This is a genomic window from Paenibacillus sp. Soil724D2 (assembly GCF_001427935.1).
Taxonomy (GTDB): Bacteria; Bacillota; Bacilli; order Paenibacillales; family NBRC-103111; genus Paenibacillus_E.
This window is the reverse complement of record NZ_LMRY01000045.1, coordinates 51,837-74,540: the sequence shown is the minus strand read 5'-3', so window position 1 is coordinate 74,540 and position 22,704 is coordinate 51,837. Positions and strand designations below refer to the sequence as shown.

At 43.5% G+C, this 22,704-nt stretch carries 16 protein-coding genes; 12 read left to right on the top strand and 4 right to left on the bottom strand.

The genetic code is table 11. The annotated features are described in order from the left end of the window. The first annotated feature begins 150 nt into the window (after nucleotides 1–150). The 3 genes from ASG85_RS39435 (at nucleotide 151) to ASG85_RS27265 (ending at nucleotide 9,396) form a co-directional block, all read left to right on the top strand. Nucleotides 151–6,105, top strand: coding sequence for a discoidin domain-containing protein (locus tag ASG85_RS39435; RefSeq protein ID WP_060648327.1), 5,955 nt, complete (start codon nucleotides 151–153; stop codon nucleotides 6,103–6,105). Between the two features lie 727 nt (nucleotides 6,106–6,832). Next, a complete protein-coding gene (locus ASG85_RS27270) occupies nucleotides 6,833–7,513 on the top strand; it encodes a response regulator transcription factor (RefSeq protein ID WP_060648326.1) in 681 nt (226 codons plus the stop codon). Between the two features lie 155 nt (nucleotides 7,514–7,668). Continuing rightward, nucleotides 7,669–9,396 (top strand): sensor histidine kinase, encoded by a 1,728-nt coding sequence (locus tag ASG85_RS27265; RefSeq protein ID WP_235550234.1) that lies wholly within the window; start codon nucleotides 7,669–7,671, stop codon nucleotides 9,394–9,396. Nucleotides 9,397–9,646: 250 nt separating this feature from the next. Here ASG85_RS27265 and ASG85_RS27260 read toward each other — a convergent pair whose 3' ends face one another. Then, nucleotides 9,647–10,741, bottom strand: coding sequence for a hypothetical protein (locus tag ASG85_RS27260; RefSeq protein WP_321166608.1), 1,095 nt, complete (start codon nucleotides 10,739–10,741; stop codon nucleotides 9,647–9,649). 468 nt (nucleotides 10,742–11,209) lie between these two features. Between ASG85_RS27260 and ASG85_RS27255 the strand changes: the two genes are divergently transcribed. From ASG85_RS27255 to ASG85_RS27245, 3 genes are all read left to right on the top strand, one after another. Continuing rightward, entirely contained in the window at nucleotides 11,210–12,568 is a 1,359-nt protein-coding gene (locus ASG85_RS27255) for an ABC transporter substrate-binding protein (protein ID WP_057305714.1), read from the top strand. 90 nt (nucleotides 12,569–12,658) lie between these two features. Further along, on the top strand, nucleotides 12,659–13,537 hold the full coding sequence (locus ASG85_RS27250) for a carbohydrate ABC transporter permease (protein WP_047687703.1): 879 nt from the start codon (nucleotides 12,659–12,661) through the stop codon (nucleotides 13,535–13,537). 12 nt (nucleotides 13,538–13,549) lie between these two features. Beyond that, nucleotides 13,550–14,440, top strand: coding sequence for a carbohydrate ABC transporter permease (locus ASG85_RS27245; RefSeq protein ID WP_082562416.1), 891 nt, complete (start codon nucleotides 13,550–13,552; stop codon nucleotides 14,438–14,440). Here the strand turns inward: ASG85_RS27245 and ASG85_RS27240 are convergent. Next, nucleotides 14,430–15,341: a helix-turn-helix domain-containing protein gene (locus ASG85_RS27240; RefSeq protein ID WP_060648324.1), complete on the bottom strand. Its 912-nt coding sequence runs from the start codon at nucleotides 15,339–15,341 to the stop codon at nucleotides 14,430–14,432. The two genes, ASG85_RS27245 and ASG85_RS27240, sit on opposite strands and share 11 nt — an antisense overlap. A 118-nt stretch (nucleotides 15,342–15,459) precedes the next feature. On the opposite strand from ASG85_RS27240, the gene ASG85_RS27235 reads away from it, so the two are divergent. Beyond that, nucleotides 15,460–16,728 (top strand): hypothetical protein, encoded by a 1,269-nt coding sequence (locus ASG85_RS27235; protein WP_060648323.1) that lies wholly within the window; start codon nucleotides 15,460–15,462, stop codon nucleotides 16,726–16,728. Between the two features lie 86 nt (nucleotides 16,729–16,814). After that, entirely contained in the window at nucleotides 16,815–17,783 is a 969-nt protein-coding gene (locus tag ASG85_RS27230; protein ID WP_060648322.1) for a hypothetical protein, read from the top strand. A 62-nt stretch (nucleotides 17,784–17,845) separates the two neighbouring features. On the opposite strand, the gene ASG85_RS27225 is transcribed toward ASG85_RS27230, so the two are convergent. Continuing rightward, nucleotides 17,846–18,682, bottom strand: coding sequence for an alpha/beta fold hydrolase (locus ASG85_RS27225; RefSeq protein WP_060648321.1), 837 nt, complete (start codon nucleotides 18,680–18,682; stop codon nucleotides 17,846–17,848). 78 nt (nucleotides 18,683–18,760) lie between these two features. Beyond that, nucleotides 18,761–19,399, bottom strand: coding sequence for a hydrolase (locus ASG85_RS27220; protein WP_057305708.1), 639 nt, complete (start codon nucleotides 19,397–19,399; stop codon nucleotides 18,761–18,763). A gap of 395 nt (nucleotides 19,400–19,794) precedes the next feature. Between ASG85_RS27220 and ASG85_RS37310 the strand changes: the two genes are divergently transcribed. From ASG85_RS37310 to ASG85_RS27205, 4 genes are all read left to right on the top strand, one after another. Next, nucleotides 19,795–19,968: a DUF1427 family protein gene (locus ASG85_RS37310; RefSeq protein ID WP_082562415.1), complete on the top strand. Its 174-nt coding sequence runs from the start codon at nucleotides 19,795–19,797 to the stop codon at nucleotides 19,966–19,968. Nucleotides 19,969–20,067: 99 nt separating this feature from the next. Further along, nucleotides 20,068–21,900, top strand: coding sequence for an amidohydrolase (locus ASG85_RS27215; RefSeq protein ID WP_060648320.1), 1,833 nt, complete (start codon nucleotides 20,068–20,070; stop codon nucleotides 21,898–21,900). A gap of 40 nt (nucleotides 21,901–21,940) precedes the next feature. Next, nucleotides 21,941–22,135: a CDGSH iron-sulfur domain-containing protein gene (locus ASG85_RS27210; protein ID WP_057305706.1), complete on the top strand. Its 195-nt coding sequence runs from the start codon at nucleotides 21,941–21,943 to the stop codon at nucleotides 22,133–22,135. 87 nt (nucleotides 22,136–22,222) lie between these two features. Then, on the top strand, nucleotides 22,223–22,660 hold the full coding sequence (locus tag ASG85_RS27205) for a Dps family protein (protein WP_057305705.1): 438 nt from the start codon (nucleotides 22,223–22,225) through the stop codon (nucleotides 22,658–22,660). Nucleotides 22,661–22,704 lie beyond the last annotated feature (44 nt).

Here is a 22,704-nt window from a genome sequence, read left to right as displayed (position 1 = left end):
GCACATTTGAGATCCATAGGTAAAAGTGCTTATTGTTTTATTTTTCCAACGCGGAATATAATCAGTTTTGCAACTGGACGACAAAAAACGACTAGGCGTTTCGTCACAGTTGAACCCCTCGGGGGCAACAACTTAGGAGGAAAATTAAGTATGGGTATACCTGCTAGAAGTATTCGCAAGAAATTTGGTCAGATCATTTCTTTATCCATTGCTGTATCCATGGTGCTTAGCTTATTTGACATGGTACCTACCCCAAAGGCATCAGCCGCAAAGGCCGCCAACCCTTCTCACTTACTATCCTATGAGGGAGCAACTTACGCTTCATCGATGGAGGGAGGATTAACGCCCGACAAAGCGGTGGATGGAGATATGGACTCCCGCTGGGGCAGCGCCTTTAGTGCAGACCCGCAATGGATTTATATTGACCTCGGTGCTGCCGCAAACATTGACCAGGTTATTCTCCGTTGGGAGAACGCCTATTCCAAATCGTATAAGATTCAAGTATCCGACGATGAGGCACAGTGGAAAGATATTTATGCAACTACTACTGGAGACGGTGGTGTGGACACGATTGCCCTGACAGGATCCGGACGTTACATCCGTATGTTGTCTCTCGAGCGTGCCGGAAATTATGGAGTCTCGCTCCATGAATTCGAGGTATACGGTACAGGCGGAAGCAATCCCCAGCCGATCGTTCTTGGTGAGGATGTCGCCCTAAATAAATCAGTTGTCGTCTCCTCCTACCAAATAGCCGGCAAAGATAAACCCCTCTTGATCCCGCAAAATGCCGTAGACGGGGATAAGGACACTCGTTGGTCTTCCAAAGACACCAGCGATGAGTGGTTGTATGTCGACCTGGGCAGTGTTCACACCGTGGGTCGCATCAGACTGCTGTGGGAAAACGCAGCAGGCAGAATCTACGACCTCCAAGTATCTGACGATGCCGTCAACTGGAACACGATTTACAGAGAAATGAACGGGAAAGAAGGTTTAATGGACACTCCCGTTTATGCCAGCGGCCGTTATGTGAGAGTGAAAGGGATCAGCAGAACGACAAGCTTCGGCTACTCCCTATTCAATTTTTCCGTTTACGATTACGTGCCAGGGGATGCCAAACCGTCCTATACCATTCCGACACTGCCAACCGCTTCTACAGTTGCCGTCGGTCAGGGCAGCTACTTAACCAGTGATATTACAATGCCGCAGCCTAGACCTCCCGTTAACAAAACGGACAATATCGCTGCACCGATTGCCTCCAACGATTGGTGGCAATCCGTCTTGATTAAAGATTTGAGTGACAGTCTCATCACACTTCCGCTTAAATCCAAATATACCAATCAAGGCCTGAGCATCTTGAACCCCGGCGCGGGCTGGGTGGACGAAAGCGGAAATTCGCAGTATGCAGGCGGAGATCCTGATTTTTACTTGATGTCCGGTAACATCAGCGCATCCCGCATTAAGAACAAAATTTCCGGGTATAGCGACTGGTCCGCCACTGTCATATTAAGCGACAACGAGACAGAAAAAATGAAAACGACTTTTGTCAAAGGCTCGCCGTATCTTTACTCAGAGTTTAGCGATCCTACTACGCCTGAACTTTATTTCCCTGCTGCTACTCAATTTTTTGATGACAGCAACAAGGCGATCTTAACATCCGAAGGTGCTAGTATAACGGCTGACCATATCGGGTTTACCGTGACGAACGTGGACGGTGCTCCGAAACCACAAGCGGTGATCAGGCACTACGGTGTATTCGCGCCTGAAGGCTCCACCTTCACAAAAGTCGGCGGTAAAATCAAAATCCGACTAGGCAGCGGACAAAATTATTTGTCATTGTCTACGATTCCCACTGCTGGCGACTTGAACTACTTCTATAAACATGCATATGCGTTCGTCACGAATACGACGGTCACTCCGAGCTTTAACGAGCAAACCTCCGAGGTTACGACCAAATTCGATGTCACGATCGATCAAAAGCGTGCAGATCTGGCACCCACAACCTTGATGGCACTGCTACCACATCAATGGAAAATTACCACTTCATCGCTTACGAATCTGACATACCCGTCCATTCGGGGTGCGTTGAAGCTGCATGAAGGAAACTCCTTTACCACGGTAGACAGATTTTATGGGATCGTTCCCCAATTTACCGAACCGGGAGACCCGACTTATTCACGAGAAGCCTTATTAGAGCAATTGGACTTCCTGGATGAGTCGACTTCAAAAAATATCATGGCTGGGGATGCATATTGGCAAGGTAAAGTGCTTCATCCGCTGGCTATGGGCGTTTTGATCGCTGATCAAATCGGTGATACGTATTATAAGAATGTTTTCCTAAGCAGAATGAAAACCATATTAACCGACTGGTATACTTACACGAAGGGCGAACCGGAATACTTCATGTATTACGATCCGACCTGGGGCACCATGTATTACAAATCGAGTGAATTTGGTGCCAATACTGGCCTGACGGATCACCATTTCACCTACGGCTATTTTGTGTTTGCTTCCGCCGTCCTGGCGACTTACGATCAGGATTTCAAAGACAATTACGGCGACATGGTTGAGCACCTTATTCGGGATTACGCCAACCCGTCGAAAGACGATCCGCTCTATCCGTTCCTCCGCAACTTCGATCCATATGAAGGTCATTCATGGGCTGGTGGGTATGGGGACAATAACAGCGGGAATAACCAAGAGGCAGCCGGAGAGTCACTGTTCGGTTGGGTCGGGGAATACATGTGGAGCCTGCTTTCCGGCAACACAGCCGATCGCGATATCGCCATTTTCGGCTTTACGACCGAACTGAAAGCTGTAGAGCAATACTGGTTCAATTATGACAACGACAACTGGCTGCCAGGGTTTAAGCACAAATCGGTCGGCCAAGTATACGGAAGTGCGTATAACTTCGGTACTTTCTTTAGCGGAGATCCGGTTCATGTGTACGGCATCCACTGGCTGCCAACCGGAGAATATTTGACAAGCTATGGCTTCGATCCGGCAAAAGCCGCCACGTTGTATAACGGTATGGTTGCGGACAAAAAAGGCCCTGAGGATACGTGGTATCATATCGTATGGCCGATTCAGTCGCTAAGCGATCCGCAAGCGGTACTTAACAAATGGACGCTTGAAGGTACCCAGAAAAATGAAATATTCGACACCTATTGGTTCGTACATAACATGGCGACTTTGGGGCAGCGATCCAATGACATTTGGGCGACCGGTTGGTCAAGTGCCACGGTATATAAAAAAGGTTCAATCTACTCTTCCGTGATCTGGAATCCGACGAACGCTCCTGTTATGGTCACTTTCCGCAACGCAAATGGAGTAACAGGCTCTGCCATCGTAGGTCCGAAAATGTTGGTAAAAGTTGATCCGACGAAAGTCAGCGACTTGAATCAAAAAATAGCTCCACAATTAACGCCCGATTCTTCACAGAATACGACGGGTCAACCCATCGAATTGACCTATGCGGACCATGCAGCATGGAGAAGCACAATCAACGAGGTAAAGGTGAATGGGACGAAAGTGGATGCTTCGCAATACAGCATAGTACCAGGTAAAATCACCTTGCATGGAGCATTATTTTCAAATGAGGACCTCTATACGATTACCATCGTGTCGGACGGGTATCCGGACGCTACGATTCAGCAAAATGTGATCACGAGTTCAACTGTGAACCTTGCACTGAACAAAGCGACCGTTACTTCCGAAAATCCGGTTAAAGCTGGAAGCTACGCTGTAGACGGGCTGCTAGATACACGTTGGGAATCTGAATTCAGCGATCCGCAGTTTATTACAGTCGATTTAGGCTCGGAATACAAATTAAGTCATGTACATTTGAACTGGGAAAATGCCGCTGGCAAGAGCTATACCATCCAGGTTTCTTTGGATGGCGTAACTTGGAAGACCGTTTATTCCACAACAAGAGGACATGCTGGTATCGATGACATCACATTCCCGGCTGAGAATGCAAGGTATGTGAAAATGAACGGTACAACACGGACAACGCAATACGGATTCTCACTCTTGGAGTTTGAAGTATACGGAAGTGCCTCGGGCAAGCAACCCGCACCGGTATTAACGGCAGATTCAACGATGAATACGATTGGTCAAGCGATCGACATCACCTATGCTGACAATGCGGCATGGAGAAACGCGATCTATGCAATAAAGGTGAATGGAATGAATGTGGACGCAGCCCAATACAGCGTAACACCAGGTAAAATCACCTTGAATGCTGATTTATTCACAGAGGAAAACAGCAGCTACGCGATTACCGTTCAGGCGACCGGATTTGAGGAAGTGACTGTTAGGCAGGATATCATCACCAAATCGACTGTTAACCTTGCGTTGAACAAACCGACGACCACATCCGAGAACCCACTGCGAGGTGGAAAAGAAGCGGTGGATGGAAATAAGGGTTCACGCTGGGAATCCGCATTCAGCGATCCTCAGTTTATCACGATTGATTTGGGCTGGGAGCACAAGGTAAATCATGTGCTTTTGAACTGGGAAAATGCAGCCGCCAAGAGCTATACGATTCAGGTTTCCTTGGACGGAGCAAATTGGAAGACAGTCTATTCGACAACGACAGGTGACGCAGGAATCGATGATCTTACGTTTGCTCCTGAGAGCGCAAGATATGTCAAGATGAGCGGCACGACACGGACAACGCCATATGGTTACTCGCTTTGGGAGTTTGAAGTGTACGGTACCTCCACGGGTACACCAACAATACCAGCACCACCAACACCATTAGCAGCACCTGAAATGCATGCAGATACGATATTGAACATGATCGGTCAGCCAGTTGAGATCACCTATGCAGACGATGCGGCATGGAGAGAGGCGATCAACGCGGTGAAGTTAAACGGAACAATATTAAACGCTGGGCAATATAGCGTAACACCTGGGAAAATTACCTTGGTACCCTCCTTATTTCCAGAGGCTAACAGCTATACCATCAGCATTCAGGCAACTGGCTATAATGAAGTTTCCGTTCAGCAGGATGTCAGCAAGAACACGAACGTGGAAGTTAATCTTGCTTTGAACAAACCGACGACCACGTCCGAGAACCCACTGCGAGGTGGAAAAGAAGCGGTGGATGGAAATAAGGGTTCACGCTGGGAATCCGCATTCAGCGACCTGCAGTTTATTACAGTTGATTTGGGCTCAGAGTACAAGGTAAATCATGTGCTCTTGAACTGGGAAAACGCAGCTGCAAAAAGCTACACGATTCAGGTTTCTGTAGATGGCTCAACTTGGAAGACGGTCTATTCGACAACGACGGGTAAACCAGGAATCGATGATCTTACGTTTGCTCCTGAGAGCGCAAGATATGTCATGATGAGCGGCACGATACGGACAACGCAATACGGATATTCGCTTTGGGAGTTTGAAGTGTACGACAGCTCAACAGGCACACCAACACCAACGCCAGAACCATCTGCTCCACTAACACCTGTTTTAACTGCTGATACAGTAGTGAACACAACTTATCAGCCGATCGAAATTACCTTCGCAGACGATGGGATATGGAGAGATGCGATCAACGCGGTGAAGTTAAACGGAATTACATTAAATGCCGAGCAATATTGCGTAACACCTGGAATGATAACCTTGTATGATTCCTTGTTTACAACGGCCGACATGTATACGATCAGCATCCAGGCTGCTGGCTATAAGGATGTTTCCATTCAGCAGAATATCACCATGGACTTAAAAGTTAATCTTGCTTTGAACAAACCGACATTTACGTCCAAGAGTCCGCTTCAGGGCGGCAATTATGCGGTCGATGGAAACAAGACATCCAGATGGGAGTCCGCATTTAGCGATCCGCAATGGATCAGCGTTGATCTGGGAACACCCGTCTTGATTAGTGGAGTGCTTCTTAACTGGGAAAACGCTTCTGCAAAAGCGTATTCAATCGAAGTTTCCGCAGATGGCGAGTCCTGGACGCCCGTGTATTCCTCGACAACCGGTGATGGTGGCATTGATCAAATAGACTTTAGCCCCACCAACGCCAGGTTTGTAAAGATTAACGGCACTAAACGTAATACCCAATACGGCTACTCATTATGGGAATTAGCAATATATCAATAAAGAAGAGCGTGTGTGTAAAATTGCAAGGTATATAGCTAAGGTCGGGGGGCACCTGTAACAAGGGCTCCTCTGTCCTTTCTTAAGGTCATAGGATGGATATTATTCCGTTGGTTTCATTCCCCCCTCATTGTGATGGCTTATGCTTCAATTACGTGTTTACAAAAATCATACCTCCGCATCCACAAGGACGCGGAGGTTTTCTTGTACATCCCGACTCAGCCCGCCTTTTCCTCCGCGATGGTGCGGGCGATCCAGACGTCCGCCAGTCCGCGAGTCACCCCAGCACCGTCTCCGCCGCAATAGAGGACGGCGATTTTCGTCTCCACCGTGTCGCTCAGCTTTGGCCGGGCGGATGTCATTTATGGGCTAATGTTCTTGTTATCCGACAAGTCTTTCTGTTTCTATAGAACGTTTTGTTGTGAGCCACGGTAATAAACATCCTCACAAAATAATGCAGTCGTTTTTTTTGTTAAAAAGGAAATAAAATATTTCATGTAAAATAATGTGACATAGCAACCTTGACACACTTTAATCCGTCTAGAATTGTACACATTGAAGTTAGCTAAGGTAGTACATAAGAAATACACACTCGTCAAATAAAATCAATTAATAATGGGAAAGAAGTAAATTGATAAAATAGAATTTAACACCAGTAAGAGGTACTCTATGTGAATAGTATGTTATTAACGTAGGTTATTTCTTGAGTACGAGAGCGAGGTTGTTCAGCATGAATAAAACTATTCTTTTAGTTGAGGATGATATACGAATGAGGGAGATCGTAGTAGACTATTTTTCAAAAGAAGTTTTTCGAGTTATTGTAGCTGAGAATGGTAGAGAAGCGATGGAGCTTTTTGGAATAGAGGCAATAGATTTGGTCTTACTAGATATTATGATACCTGAGCTAGATGGTTGGTCGGTTTGTAAAAAGTTAAGAAAAATTTCGGACGTACCTATCATCATGTTAACCTCGCGAGCAGAAGAAGAGGATAAATTAATGGGATATGATCTGGGTGCAGATGACTATGTAACCAAGCCCTTTAGCCCAAGGGTATTGGTAGCCAAGGCCAAAACACTTCTAAAAAGGGCGGAGGGCTCAATCGGTCAAACGGATGGTTTTATTGCGTACAAAGGCATAGAAATAAACAGACTCTCCCGTACCGCAAAAATGGACAATGAAAAAATCGATCTTGCACCAAAGGAATACGAGTTGCTAGTTTATTTATTGGAGAACAAAGGGATTGTATTAACGAGAGAAAGCATTATGAGCAGGGTTTGGGGCTATGACTTTGTTGGTGATTTAAGGGCTGTTGATACCCATATTAAGAAGCTTAGGAATAAGCTTGGGGAAAAATCAAGCTATATCTCCACCGTAATAGGATCTGGCTATAAGTTCGAGGTAAATAGGTGATAAAACGAAGCGTTACTTTTAAGTTATTTATCATTACTCTGTTATCTTTTTCCTTGTTCTTAGGGATCTTCATGGTAGGACAGACTCTATTCTATAAAAGCTTCTATTTATATATAAAAAAATCCAAATTAGAAAATAGTATTGAGAAATTCAGCATGATGTATGAAAATGAAAAATGGGATAGCGAAGCTAGCACTCGAAACGTTAACAAATTTGCTGTCCAAAACAATTCTCAGATCGCTATATTGGATGAAAATGAGGACATAAAGTTTAGTCCTGCCTATGGAATCGTTGTGGAAACGATGGACAAGACGAAACTAAAGATTCTCCTAAACAATATTGTTTATTTGGAGGGTTTTCAAAACTTAAAGCTGACTTTGGGTTCTCAAATAGAGGTAGAGGATATTTTTCATGATAAGCTAAATCAAATCATTTACCTTTCTAGTATAAAAAATGATAATGTCACAACAGGTGCTCTAATTGAAGGTACTTTAACAAGCACAAGTCAAACAACGATTCCACAACAAGCAGTAATAAATAAAGAACTGATTACAGCAGAAATGAGTGAGTTGCTTTCTCTTAAGAAAATTAGCGGGAAAATAATTGCTTTGGATATCCCAACTCAAATATCACAAATGGGCAGTTATAGTAGAGGATTGTTGGAGTCATCGATTGACTATTGGAAGGGACTCCAACTGCTGAATAAAATTAAAATAGAACCTGGAAAAACCAATCAGTTTCACTATAATAACCCTTTAAATGGCATGGATAATATCGTGTTTGTTAGACCTGTAAGCAAAGAAAATGGAACTTCGTCGGAATATGTTTTTGCGATATCTTCCCTTCAGCCTGTAGGAGAAGCTGTTGATGTGCTGAGAGATTACTATTTTTATGCATTTCTAGTTGCCTTATTATTTATTGCGGTGATGGCTTTACTTTTCTCCAAAATCCTCTCAAAGCCATTCATTAAGATGAATCAAGTTGCTACCAGAATGGCGAATTTGGATTTTTCGGAAGAGGTTCCTGTAAAATCGATGGATGAATTTGGAAATATGGCGGTTAGCTTAAATCGTTTATCTAAAAATCTCGGTACTAGTCTAAATGAATTAAAGATTGCCAATGAACAGCTCCAACGTGATATCGAAAAAGAAAAACTGCTTGAAGTCATGCGCAAAGAATTCGTGGCCAGTGTCTCTCATGAACTCAAAACACCTCTGGGAATCATCAAGGGATTTGCCGAAGGGGTTAAGGATCATATAGCGGAGCATAAAAGAGAGCATTACATTGATGTAATACTTGATGAGATTGATAATATGAATGAATTGGTGCTGGATTTACTGGACTTGGCCGAGCTTGAATCCAAATCTTACAAGTTAGATTTGGGTTGCTTTCCTATCATGGATCTTATTCATAATGTGAAAGATAGGCTTACCAAACCAATTAACGAGAAAAAGCTCAAATTGAACCTTGAAAATGAAGGAGAAGATCTTAAAGTCTTTGGGGATTTAAGAAGATTAGAGCAGGTTATAACAAACATTTTGAGTAATGCGATCAGACATACCTATTACGAAGGATTTATTCAAATAAATGTGCAACAAATACAAAATTCTGTTTGTATCTCTGTGGAAAATAGCGGAAAGCAAATTGGAGATGACGATCTAAAATTAATCTGGGATCGATTCTACAGGGCAGAAAAATCTCGAGATCGAAAAACAGGGGGCACCGGACTCGGCTTATCCATCGTAAAGAATATACTTGAGATGCACGGAAGTAAGTTTGGTGTTGAAAATACAAAGCATGGTGTTCGGTTCTATTTCACTTTAACGAGTCCTTCATTTACCTCTTTAGACTTGCAGAAGCAAGTAAATCTGGTCTTAGGATAACTGTCCCAATTTATTCCATCTACTGCACGCATTCTCCACGCAGCCATTGGAGGTTTTCGCTCCCATTAAATTTAACGACCAAGATGTCCTCATCCCGGTCGGGTTCATGAAATATGGGGGATAATTATATTGGCAAAGGAACTCAGTTTATTAAAGTAACGAGGAACGATAGTGAAGGAGCAGCTCGCCGCAGCTCCTATTTTTGTTGTCCCCGCCTGGTATGAGAGCGATGTCAGGTATTTGAAATGAGCTACTCAGACACGATGCCTGAGTTGGCGAATAGGATTGCCTCGGTGGTTTCCCAGAGCTTCGGTAGGAACTGCATGACGTCCTCTGCACGGCGGATGAAAGAGTCGGTGGAGGTGATGCCGAGGTCGACGATGATAGCCTCAAAGTCTGGAGCGAATAAACGTTGTAGGTCCGGTGAGGCGTCTGCGACCAAAATCTTGTGGCAGCGCGCAAAGGTTGCGACGATCCAGAAGACCGCCTCACGGTGGCAGCCGGCCCGGATGAGTTCACGGCTTCCGTCGATTGCAATTTGTCGAGTTGTGGCGGTGATGTCGGTGCTAAAGAAGAAAGGTGTTTTGGCCACAGCTGCAGCGGTGTCGAATGCCAGGGCGAGCTTGTCGAGATGATGTTCGACGCGCTGGGGGGTCAGATGAGCGCAGCCAAGCAGTTTCAGCAGATCTGGGTAGAGGTCAGCGTGGCCGTATTTCGTAAGCACGTCGCGTGCGGCGAGGTAGCGGAGCCGCACAGTAGGGTTGCGAAGTGCGGCCACAAGGAGGACGTGCGTTGTTACGCCGGTCGGGAATAACCACGCCGTCACCAGGTCGTGAAACGGTGCAGAAGTATCTATAGCTTGCAGCGCGTTCTCGATCTTCTGCCGAGCGTTCTCACATCGGCGGCGTACCCACACCCGCTCAGCAAAGTGGCGAGATACCTGTGTTTGCAGTCTGCGCAGATGTCCGGTGGGGTCAGCAATGATCGAATCTACGCGGAAACTGCTTGCAAGGTGATAGGACGTCAGAACCTCATCGACCGAGGCGAGTTCGTTCCAAGACAAATACGTGGCCTCCAAAAGGATGCCGTCGTAGACGAACTTCCCAAGCTTGAGTGGGGGCTCAGCATGTGTGGTAACGATCACGACATCGATATCGGAGGCTGCCGACAACTCAGCGTCATCAGGCAGCCCTACCGTCGAGCCGCTGAAATACGCCCCATGGAAACAAGCTTCTAGGCTGGCGTGGTGCATGACCCATTTAGCCGCTGCAGTTCGCGCGGACCCGACTTTCACGGAAGCTTGTTGAAGCTTATGACTTATCTTTATTTCATTATGTTTCGCCAAGTGAATTCCCCCAACAACTGATTTTTTGAACGTCTTCATGCAAGTCTAACTTTAAAATGAGGATTGGGCTGCTCCTATGAATAAGTCATTAGCTTATCTATTTAATAATAAGAGTTTAGCACCAGAATATAGAATATGTGATAGAGCTCCTTTGTATGATGGGTAAGGGTCAAAGTTCCATTGTAAATTGAGTATGGATCAATTTCATATTCTCAAGGTTAACTTTTTTGACATTGTTTTCGCAGATTTTGTCGAATAATAACGAGTGAAAATTCCACATTTATCGGCAAAATACGACGATAATAGGATGTGAAAAATAATAGATACTAGATCAAAAAAATCCATCTACTATTCGGGAAAGTTCATTGAAAACGCTATCATCGTAATTTAAAATATGTTTAACTCATAGCAGTCCAATTTATTCCAGTGGTGAGATATCTAATTATGTGAGAGGAGTCGATTGGAAGAATGGTAAACAAAAAAACATGGGGGTTAACAACCAGCTCCGCCCTGATGCTTACGATGATTGTTTCTGCATGCAGCTCTTCTGCACCGGCAGGCGGCAATACAGCAGATGCAACGAAGGGACCAGCGCCTAAGGCTGGAAATGGAGAGGTTATCAAATTAAAGTGGAGTACTTGGGGGAATCCGGGAGAGTTAAAGCGCTTTTACGAACTGACAGATCAGTATAACAAAGATCATCCGAATGTGAAATGGGAGCTGGTAGCCGTGCCGAACGATGGCTACGAAGAGAAGATCATTACTCAACTGCAAGGTGGTACGGCGCCAGACGCATTTTATGCTGGAGATCAAACTGTCGTTAAACTCATTAGTAACGGTTCAATCGAAGAATTGACACCATTGATGAAAGTAGGCAATGGCCCAATCAAAGCCGAGGATTTTGCTGAAGGATTATGGGGCGGTTCGAAGAAAGGCGATAAAATATATGGAGTTACCGTTGACTGTAATCCGTTAGTCATGTACTACAACAAGACAGTATTGACTGAAGCGGGTATCACCGACGATCCACAGAAATTGTACGAATCAGGGCAGTGGAATTGGAAGAAGCTACAAGAGTTAACGGAACAGCTAAAGTCTAAAAATAAATATGGTCTTGTACTTGAAGATTGGTCATCCCCGGTCTATTCATGGGCAACGTTAAACGGAGGTAAAGTTTACGATAAGCCTCAGGATGGCAAATTCATTGGAGATCAAGATCCGAAAACAGTAGAAGCATTCCAATATCTTGCGGAAAACACAAAGAACAAAAACTTCGTATTCTCAGGTTCACTTCCGAAAGGACAAGGCCCAGATGCTATGTTCATGTCGAACCAAGTCGGATTTGGAATTGCTGGTCGTTGGTGGGTTCCGCAGTTTAATGCAAACACTTCTTTAAAATACGACATTGTTCCACTGCCAACTAACACTGGCAAAAAAATGGAACCAGCTGGCATTCCAACAGCGTACATGGTTATGAACAAAAAGACAGCTCATGCTAAAGAGACTTATGAGTTTCTCTCTTACTTTGTTTCCAAGGATGGTCAAAACTTCCGTCTTAAAGGGGGAAATGCAGTTCCTTCGATTAGCGGTGTAGATGATCTCGTATTGGATAAGAATGCACAGCCGGCACATGCTCAATATTTCCTCGACGCTCGTGAGATTGGTTATGCCCTATGGCCTTCCGAATCAGGTGTTCCTGGAGCTTCCGATATTGTGAAAGATAACTACGACCTCTTGTTGTTAGGCAAACAGGATGCTCAGACGACATTGAAGAAAATGAGCGAAGGTGTTAATAAGAAGATCGACGAAGTAAAAGCGAAAAAATAGGATGCATGTACGGTAATGTGAGGAGGGAAGGATGTTTGTATTCCGTCCCTCCTTTTTATTTTTTTGAAACATTTAAATGGGAGGACTTGCATGAACCGTAAACGTTCTAATACATTCTGGGGGTATTTCTTTATTGCCCCACAATTAATCGGACTGCTTTCCTTTTCACTTATCCCTCTGATCACAACCTTTGTTTTAAGTACATTAGATTGGGATGGATTTCAGCCTGCGACTTTTATTGGATTTAATAATTTCAGTTACGCCTTTCATAATCCTGATTTCCAGAAGGCACTAGTGAATACCCTTTATTATTCCTTATTAACAGTCCCAATGGGTATTTTTCTTGCGATATTGGTCGCTGTAGCTTTGAACAAAGTGAGATATCGTGTTATGTATCGGTTGTTTTTCTTCATGCCAGTAGTTACAAGTTCTGTCGCTGTCGCGATTGTATGGATGTGGCTGCTCAATGGTGACTTCGGTATCATCAATTTTTTGCTGCATAGCTTGTTCGGCATTAAGGGTCCACAATGGTTGACCAACTTGAACCTCGTCCTGCCATCCTTGGCGATTGTGAGCATTTGGCAAAAATTAGGTTTTAACATGATCATTTTTCTGGCTGGTTTACAAGGAATATCCAGAGATTACTATGAGGCTTCCATGATCGATGGTGCATCAAGGTCACAGCAATTCTGGAAAATTACTGTGCCCCTTTTGTCGCCAACTACCTTATTTGTTACCATTATTGGCATTATTGACTCGTTTAAAATCTTTGATACGGCTTTCGTAATGACGAGCGGTGGCCCTGCTAAAGCTAGTTATACGATTGTGTATCATTTGTACGAGCTGGCTTTCAAAAACTTTCAATTCGGACGCAGTGCGGCAGCGGCTACTATGCTTTTTGTTATCATTTTGACTTTCACCATTGCACAGACCTATATTTCACGCAAATGGGTTCATTACGCGGATTAAGGAGGATTTCGCATGAAAACGGTATATCAGAAATTAGTTCCAGCAGGAACAGTACCCAATAAACGAAAGAGCAACCAAATTGGTAGTAAAGTTTCAACCATCATTCTGCATATTCTGTTAATTCTAGCCTCTGTAGTCATGTTTGGCCCGTTTTTATGGATGGCATTCAGCGGGTTAAAAGACTTAGCCCAGATCTTTCAAGTGCCGCCGACCTTATTTCCGAATCCATGGAGATGGGAAAATATTAGCCGATCTCTAACAGCTATGCCATTTGATAAGGCATACATAAACAGTGCTTATATTTCTGTGATTGTGGTACTGAGTCAATTGTTAACATGTTCGATGGCCGCTTTTTCATTTGCTAAAATTGATTTTCCCTTTCGTAATGTTCTCTTTATCCTGTTTCTTTCCATGTTGATGGTTCCCGAACAAGTTACGATTGTTCCACTGTACATCATTTTAAAAAATCTGGGTTGGCTCGATACGCATTTATCGCTCATTGTTCCGGATGCTTTGTTCAGTGCTTTTGGTGTATTTTTATTAAGGCAGTTTTTTATGGGTATCCCACGTGATTTATCAGAAGCAGCCTATGTTGATGGTGCGAACATGTGGAAGATTTACTGGCGTATCATGGTTCCCCTCATTCGTCCAGCTCTAGCTTCGTTAGCGATAGTTTCATTCTTGGGAAATTGGAACAGTTTTTTTAAGCCCGTCATTTTCCTGAGTTCAACCGACAACTTCACCGTACCTTTGATGCTTAGTACGTTTAAGGGACTCTATGTGACTGACTGGACTTTAATGATGTCCGGTTCTGCAATTGCCGTCATGCCCGTACTGCTCGTTTATCTTGTTCTCCAGCGAAATATTATCGAGGGTATTTCTATGACGGGTATTAAGGGTTAATGTGAAAATAAACATTAATCGGATAATTTTCTTCCAATCGTTCGTCAGGAACGATGTGTTGGACACGCGGGTCAGCGTATTCTTGGCGGTATTCTGTCGCTGTCATACCGTAATAGGCGGTAAAAGCTCGTGAAAAATAATGATTCTCAGCATATCCACACTGCGAGGCAATTTCTTTAATGCTTAGTGTACTATGACGAAGCATATGAGAAGCGCGTTCTAGCCGCAGTTGAATGATCATTTGACGCAAAGGAATTCCGATGACACGTACGAAGACTCTAGTCAGGTGTTCATGAGATATCTGGCAATGGACTGCAATTTCGGCTACTGTGATAGGCTCAAGGAGCCTATTACGAATATAGGTTAATGCTTTGCTCACCACGAGCGGATAGGAGGGGTCGGATACGACCTCTTTTTTATTATTTAAATATTTCATAGAGGGGATTGAAGTGTTTTTGCTTTTATTGCCCAAGTATTCAAGTTCGCTAAGCAGAGCTGATATTAAGATATTGCACCGATTGGTATCTTTCTCATCATGAGCGATGTGGAGGATCTCGCTGATTATTGCCGAAGGTAGTCCACCTTCCCTAACTGGTATTACATCACAACACATCGTACTAAAAAGCGTAGGCGCAAACCATTCACCACCACTGAAATGCATAAAAAGATGACGAGTAGCTGCAGTCTCCCCGAAATGGTAGCTGTGAGTTTCCCCTGCCTTTGTAAGGACCCAACAGGGCTGATTCAATGTATAAACTTGATCTCCATTTCGGTAGATGGTTCCATTTCCCTGAGGGAAAAACACCAGTTCGTTATCGTCTAAAATACGTGGTCCCAGCTTCCAGTTACGTCGAACAATAAAGTCACCGCAGTAGTGTAAAGTAGGCAGTTTTTCATTCAATTAGAAGCACCCCTTCTGATCAAATAAATCCATTGAAATCCTTTCTTAATCTATTGTAAACGAATTCATATTAAGAGAAAATAAAATTATTCAACGCTCGTTATAGGAGGGAATAAAGTTGGAAATTTCATTTACGGGAATTGCTAATCCACATTCAATTGGTGCTTTTGGTGTTGATGCTAACGCTAAGATACTGCAGAGATATAGGTTTATTCATGAGCGTCTTATGTTTATAAGTGCAGCTCAGCTGCCTGCACGACATAACTGGGATATCAAAACTGCGATGGGACGACACATTTATGAGGATGCAGAAGCTGCGGATCAGCTTCGTACTCGCGTGAGCCATCTGCGTACGCCTCTTGCTAACGTCGGGCAGGAACCAGATCCAGCTTTAACGCTGCTTATGGACGAAATTCTTCATGCTCGTACAGATTCTGAATGGTTAGCTGGCGTGTATACAGTGATTAAACCAGCGCTTATTGAAGCCTATAGGAGCCATATACAACGTACACAACAAATTGTAGATCAACCGACTATTCGTATATTACGCTCAATCCTTCTCGATCTGGAGGAACAAGTAAATTGGGGGGAAGCGGTAATAGCTCACCTGAAGAACGAGGGGGAGTGGGAAGAGGCTGGTTCAGAAGAACTGTGTGCGTTATTAAAGCGATGCATCCTTGCAGCAGGTGGAATGAGCAACGAAATGAAAAGGTCTTCTGAAATACCAGAACGTATGAGATCATTCCAGGTCTATCAATTGCCCAAAAAATCGCAACGAGAAGCAGGTATGGGTGAAACAACCCTTTACCGTACAAGCATGGGAATGAAATTCGAGAAGCCGAATGAGGACAGACTTGTCGGTATGATGAGAGTACGTCAGGAAGAGATGACGGCGGCGGAACTGATTGCGGCTGTGTTATGGTCACAAAAAGGAATGCCGTGGGCATTCTATCGGGACTTAGCAAGGCACTTGTGGGATGAGGTTCGCCATGCGTTGTTTGGTCAAGCAGCACTGGAGGCTGAAGGGTTGAATTGGCGTTCACGCCCGCAATATACGTCTGATTATGATATCAATATAGAAAAAATCCCGAGTGCGCAATACGCGTGGCTAAGTATTGGAATCGAAGAAGGGGCGATGAAGCGACCGGGGAAAGTAGGGGAATATGAATTCTGCAGAGATCAAGTGAAGCATCCATTAATGACGCAGTTCCAGGATTACGATTGGGCAGATGAAGTGGTCCATGCTTCCTTCGGCCGTACATGGACTCCGGAGCTATTTGGTGAAGAACTTGGGTTTATACGTGAAGTTGCTAAGCATGAGTTAGAACATTTTTTCAGTGAAGTTCGAAAGGCAGAAGAGATAGCTGCTGCCAAAGATGAAATATAGAGATTTTCAAACCAACTTGGAGCAGTCTAAATGCGCACTATTCTAACGAAAATCTATAGCTCAATAAACATCAGGAGGGAATAACATTGAAAATTGTTTCAGACAAGTTTGAGTTTGGAATCGAAAAAGAATATGCAATAGTTTATAAAGAACGTGACTTCGTAAGTTACTTATTAGCATCACAACAGATTACAAATAAAATAAAGTCTATGTCGGATATTCATGAAAATCTAGTGAAAAAAGTGGGTTATTTGTTTAGCAAAGGCTGGGAGATTCACCCTGAATACTCCAATGCCTTAATAGAAGTCGTATCTCCTCCTTACACATTGGATAGTTTTGATGAAATAATAGATGGTTTTCAAGTTTTTGAGGAAGTTGTAAGTCATTTGTTAATAGACTTTAAAGAAAAAAACACAAATCTAAAAGGAGAGATTTTATTAACAGATAAATTTAGTTCTTCGACAGATACATTCATTAACTTTAAAAAAGAAAAAATAACTGATATTAAACAAATTATACTTACGGATGAAGCTGTTACTTTTGTAGGAAGTGCAAATCAAATTCCCAGTTCCTTTAAGAAAATTAATGATTTAAATTTACTTTATGCGGGGTTTATTTCTACTCATGTTACACTACATCCTAAATATAGTTCAAGATGGGACATTAAACATGAGGCAGAATACTTTTGGAGCTTATTAGATCTTCTCTTTTCGTCTGAATATGATATAAATGACAATACTTTTTATTATAAAGGTAAAGAGGAAATCCGGTGTTCAACAACGCCCCGAAGCGAACTAATATCATGGGCGGATACGACAAGTATCTTCTATGAAAAAAGTATTAAACAAATAATGGAAGGTGATGCTCAAGAGAAAATTGATGCGTATAATCTTTTTTTAAATGAACAACACAAAGGAAACCGAACTTATTTAGCAAAAATAAAACATATTGAAGAATGGACATTATTTGAAATTAGAAGGTTCCATAGTGGAATATCAATTAACTATATGAAAGAATTTTTATTAAAAGCAAGTAAGATTATAATAAATCCATAAAACCAGACGCCGGGCATCACAAGAGTCTACACTCTTGTGATGCCCGGTGTCTTTTCATTCATTTAGTTTTTAAGGAAGTTAATCAAAGCGGTATTGAATTGTTCTGGGTGAGTCGCGTTCAGGCCATGCGGTCCACCTTCAATTACAACGAGTTGACTGCCTGGAACAGCTTCGTAGGAAAGTTGACCGCTTACTTCAAGAGACACAATTACATCGGAATCGCCGTGGATAACAAGCAATGGAATATCAAATTTCGCCAAATCGCCACGGAAATCCGTCCGGCCGAAGGCAGCAACGCAATCCAGCGTCCCCTTTGGCGAAGCGTAAGTAGCAATATCAAGGTTGTAAACGCGGAAGGACTCGCTGACCAGGTCGGTTCTATCCCCTGCTTTAAAGAAATTGTGAGTGAATCCGTCAAGGAAGGCGATGCGGTCTTTTTTCAAACCGTCTTGGAAGCCCTGAATGGTGCCTTCATCCAGGCCACCTTCCGGATGCTCATCGGATTTGTAGAAGAATGGTGGAACTGCAGCAGCCAACACAGCTTTTTTGACACGACTTGTTCCATATGTACCAACGTAACGAGCAACCTCTCCGCCACCCATCGAAAATCCGACCAGCGTCACGTCCTTAAGATCCAGATTTTCGATTAGCTTATGGAGATCTGCTGCAAATGTATCATAGTCATAACCAGTCCATGGTTGGGAGGATTGTCCGAACCCACGGCGGTCATATGTAATCACGCGGTAACCTGCATCGATAAGTGCTGGAACTTGACTCTCCCACGAGCGCCCGCTCAGCGGCCAGCCATGGATTAATACGACAGGTTTGCCTGCGCCAAGATCCTCAAAATATAATTCAATGGGTTGCCCGTTTTCTGTTCCTACTGTTAATTTAGCCATTTTCATAATTCCTCTCGAATTGGTTTGGTTAAGCTGAGACAGTCAAAATTAATTGACTATCCTTTTTGGATGAATAGGTTACCCTCCGTGGCCCCCAAACATTGTTTGAGCATAAACAACACCTGCACCGTAGGCGCCACTGTGTTGCACAGCAATCTCCAGAACGGCATCATACGTTTCTTGACGCGCCCAATCGCGCTGATACTCAAGAAGTACAGATAGCCAAGTCACGGGAATGGCTCCTGCTTGAATCATGCGTTGAACGGACATGTTATGCGCTTCCGTCGTCGTCCCGCCTGAAGCATCCGTTACGATGTATACTTCATATCCATCATTAATGGCTGAAATTGCAGGGAAAGCAAGACAAACTTCTGTCCACAGTGCTGCCATAATCAGCTTCTTGCGACCTGTTTTCTTCACTGCTTCCACGAAGTTTTCGTCTTCCCAAGAGTTCATTGTTGTTCGGTCAATCGGCTTTTGATCAGGAAATACAGCTTGAATGTGCGGATGAATAGGGCCAGAAAACGATTCAGCAGCAACCGTTGTAAGAATAATTGGCGCATTGAAAACTTTAGCTGTTTTAGCCAGTCCAACCGTATTGTTAATAATCGTTTGGCGATCGGCGCTTTGTACACCAAAAAGCATTTGAGGCTGATGGTCTACTAGAATAATAGCGGAGTTCTCAGCAGTTAGTAAATCGGACTTGTCATTAAACATGTAAAAATCCCTACTTTCTATTTATGATTACAACAGATCCACAAATATGAGAACCTGAACCTGCTGCATATAACAAGTCTATTGAAATGTAAACGGATGAACAATCTTCATTTTTCTATAAAGCCCATAGGCAAAAACTATAGATTATAAAGAAAAAATAAAAATAATGTATAAGTGATTCCTATGACTGGTATAGAGAAAGCCTTATTGATAGAAAGAATCCTGACTTATAAACTTAAATAGAAGGTAAATGATTCAAGGATAAACGACTCCGTCGTCCTTCTAGGACGAGCGCGTTTGTCAAGGTAGATGCGAAGCAAAAGTATAAAACTTATACTTTCCTATCTACGAACAAAGAACATCATTAATGACTGGATTGAAGGAGGAAAGTTAGTATGTGGGGTTCAATGCTTCTCGCTTTAGCTACAGGTATCATCATTGGCGTTGTTTTTCAATCGCTGAAGATCCCTTCTCCGGCGCCGCCTTTTTTGGGATTACTTGGTCTCTTAGGAATGTTTTTAGGACAACGTTTGATGCCTTGGATACAACTTTGGTTAAGCCGCAAATAACACCTCTTAAATGACAAAGGAGAACAAAATCATGTCTGAGAAGCCGACGATTGTTGAAGTAAACTTAGTTCCTAATAAATAACAAAGGAGAACAAAATCATGTCTGAGAAACCAACGATTGTTGAAGCAAATCTAGTCATTCATAATGCCCGTATCGTGACGATGGACGACGCTAATCCATCAGCCACAGCAGTTGCAGTTAAAGGCGGCCAATTTCTGGCGGTGGGGGACGATGCCGAAGTCATGAAATATGTTGGGCCTACCACGCAGGTTGTGGACGCAAATCAGCGAATGTTGATACCAGGTTTGAACGATTCTCATATTCATCTCATTCGAGGCGGTCTCAATTATAATCTCGAGCTTCGATGGGATGGCGTGCCATCCGTTGCGGATGCCTTGCGGATGCTGAAAAAGCAGGTGGATCGTACGCCAGCACCTCACTGGGTTCGTGTTGTTGGCGGTTGGACAGAATTCCAATTCGCGGAACGCCGAATGCCAACTTTGGATGAAATTAATCGAATTGCTCCGCATACACCGGTATTTATTCTCAATCTTTACCGTCAGGCTTTTTTGAATAAAGCAGCCTTGCGAGTCATCGGATATACGAAAGATACGCCCAATCCGCCAGGTGGAGAAATCCAACGGGATAGCCAGGGAAATCCGACAGGAATGCTCATCGCTAGACCTAATGCTACTATTTTGTATGCGACATTAGCGAAAGGACCGAAGCTTTCATACGAGGATCAAATCAATTCAACCCGATTGTTTATGAGGGAATTGAATCGATTCGGAGTCACAAGTGTTATTGACGCTGGTGGGGGCTTTCAAAACTACCCTGACGATTATCAGGTATTTGATGAGCTTGATAAACGTGGAGAAATTACGGTTCGCACGGCGTATAATTTATTCACCCAGCATCCCAAGAATGAACTAAGTGATTTTAAAGCATGGACCGCTACAACGCAGCCGTATACAGGTAGCTCCTACTATCGTCATAACGGAGCAGGTGAAATGCTTGTTTATAGCGCAGCAGACTTTGAAGATTTTGTTGAACCTCGTCCCGAACTTCCAGCTGTACTTGAAGATGATCTCTTTGGAGTTACCCAGCACCTTGTTCAACAACGTTGGCCATTTCGTCTTCATGCTACATATGGAGAATCCATTACACGTTTTCTCGATGTATTTGAGCGCGTGAATAAAGAGGTTCCGTTCAAAGACTTGCGCTGGATTCTGGACCATGCGGAAACGATTCAGGAGAAGGATTTGGAGCGCGTCGTCGCATTAGGCGGTTCGATCGCTGTTCAAAGCCGAATGGCTTTTCAAGGTGAATATTTCGTCGATCGATACGGGGCCGAAGCAGCAGAAAATGCGCCTCCGATCACCAAGATGATTAAAGCCGGATTACGTGTTGGGGTAGGGACAGATGCAACCAGAGTAGCCAGTTATAATCCTTGGGTTGCCTTATACTGGTTAGTAACGGGCAAGACACTTGGTGGGCTAGTCTTGTACCCTGCTTCCAATCGTGTAGAGAGGCATGAAGCGCTTCGCATGTATACGGCAGGAAATGCATGGTTCTCAAAAGAGGAAGATGTGAAAGGGCAAATTAAAGAAGGTCAATATGCCGATTTTTCAATTCTTTCTGACAACTTCTTTCTTGTCTCCGAAGAAGCTATTAAAAAAATTGAAGCTGTCTTCACTGTTGTAGGAGGCAAGATTGTCTATGGTACGAACGAATTTCAGTCTTTGTCGCCGCCAGCACCCCAAGCAAGTCCAGACTGGTCTCCGCATAATATCTTTGGAGGCTACTACAATGGATCAAATTACGGAGGAGGCGGAGCGGGAGTTAAGGCACCACAAAAGGCGCACCATCATCATGGATGCAACCATCACCATGGCAGTGGCTTTTGTGACCTGGATTGCTTCGTTTTCTAAGTTTGTTTCACCAAAATAATCCAATAGGGGCGAGATCATCATGTCTGAAGTTACGATCAAAGTAAACGATAATGGGCCATTGCGTATTACAGGCAAAGTAGAAATGGTGGATGCGGTGGGCAACCGTTTTGAGACCAAGGAAAGTTTTATTCTTTGCCGGTGTGGTTTATCCAGTCAAAAACCGTTCTGCGATTTGACTCATAAAGGTAAGTTTGAAAGCGCTCCTCGAGCTTAGATTAAAAGATCAATATCGATCTGTCTATATTTCGTATAGCCTAGGCTTATAGTTGGAAATGCTGCTAAATTCGAAAGGAGCTTTTTGATGACAGAAAAACTAACGGAAGTGCTTAACACCCAGATCGCTAACTGGAGTCTGTTGTTCACCAAACTTCATAACTATCACTGGTATGTTAAAGGGGCGCAGTTCTTCACTTTGCATTTGAAGTTCGAAGAACTTTATACGGAAGCTGCACTTCATGTGGACAATCTTGCCGAGCGTCTGCTGGCATTAGGCGGTAGTCCGGTAGCTACACTTCATGAAATTATCGAAAAAACTACATTAAAAGATGCAGCAGGCAATGAAAATGCAAATGAGATGGTCCGCACGCTTGTTGCTGATTTTGGGATCATTGTGGGTGAGCTTAAAGAGGGTATGAGTATTGCAGACCGTGAAGGCGATGAGACAACTGGGGATATGCTTTTGGCCATTCATAGCTCCCTGGAAAAGCATGTATGGATGTTGAAATCGTACTTAGGATAATTATTATTTTTCCAAAGAATAATGGATTACTGGAAGACCTGAAA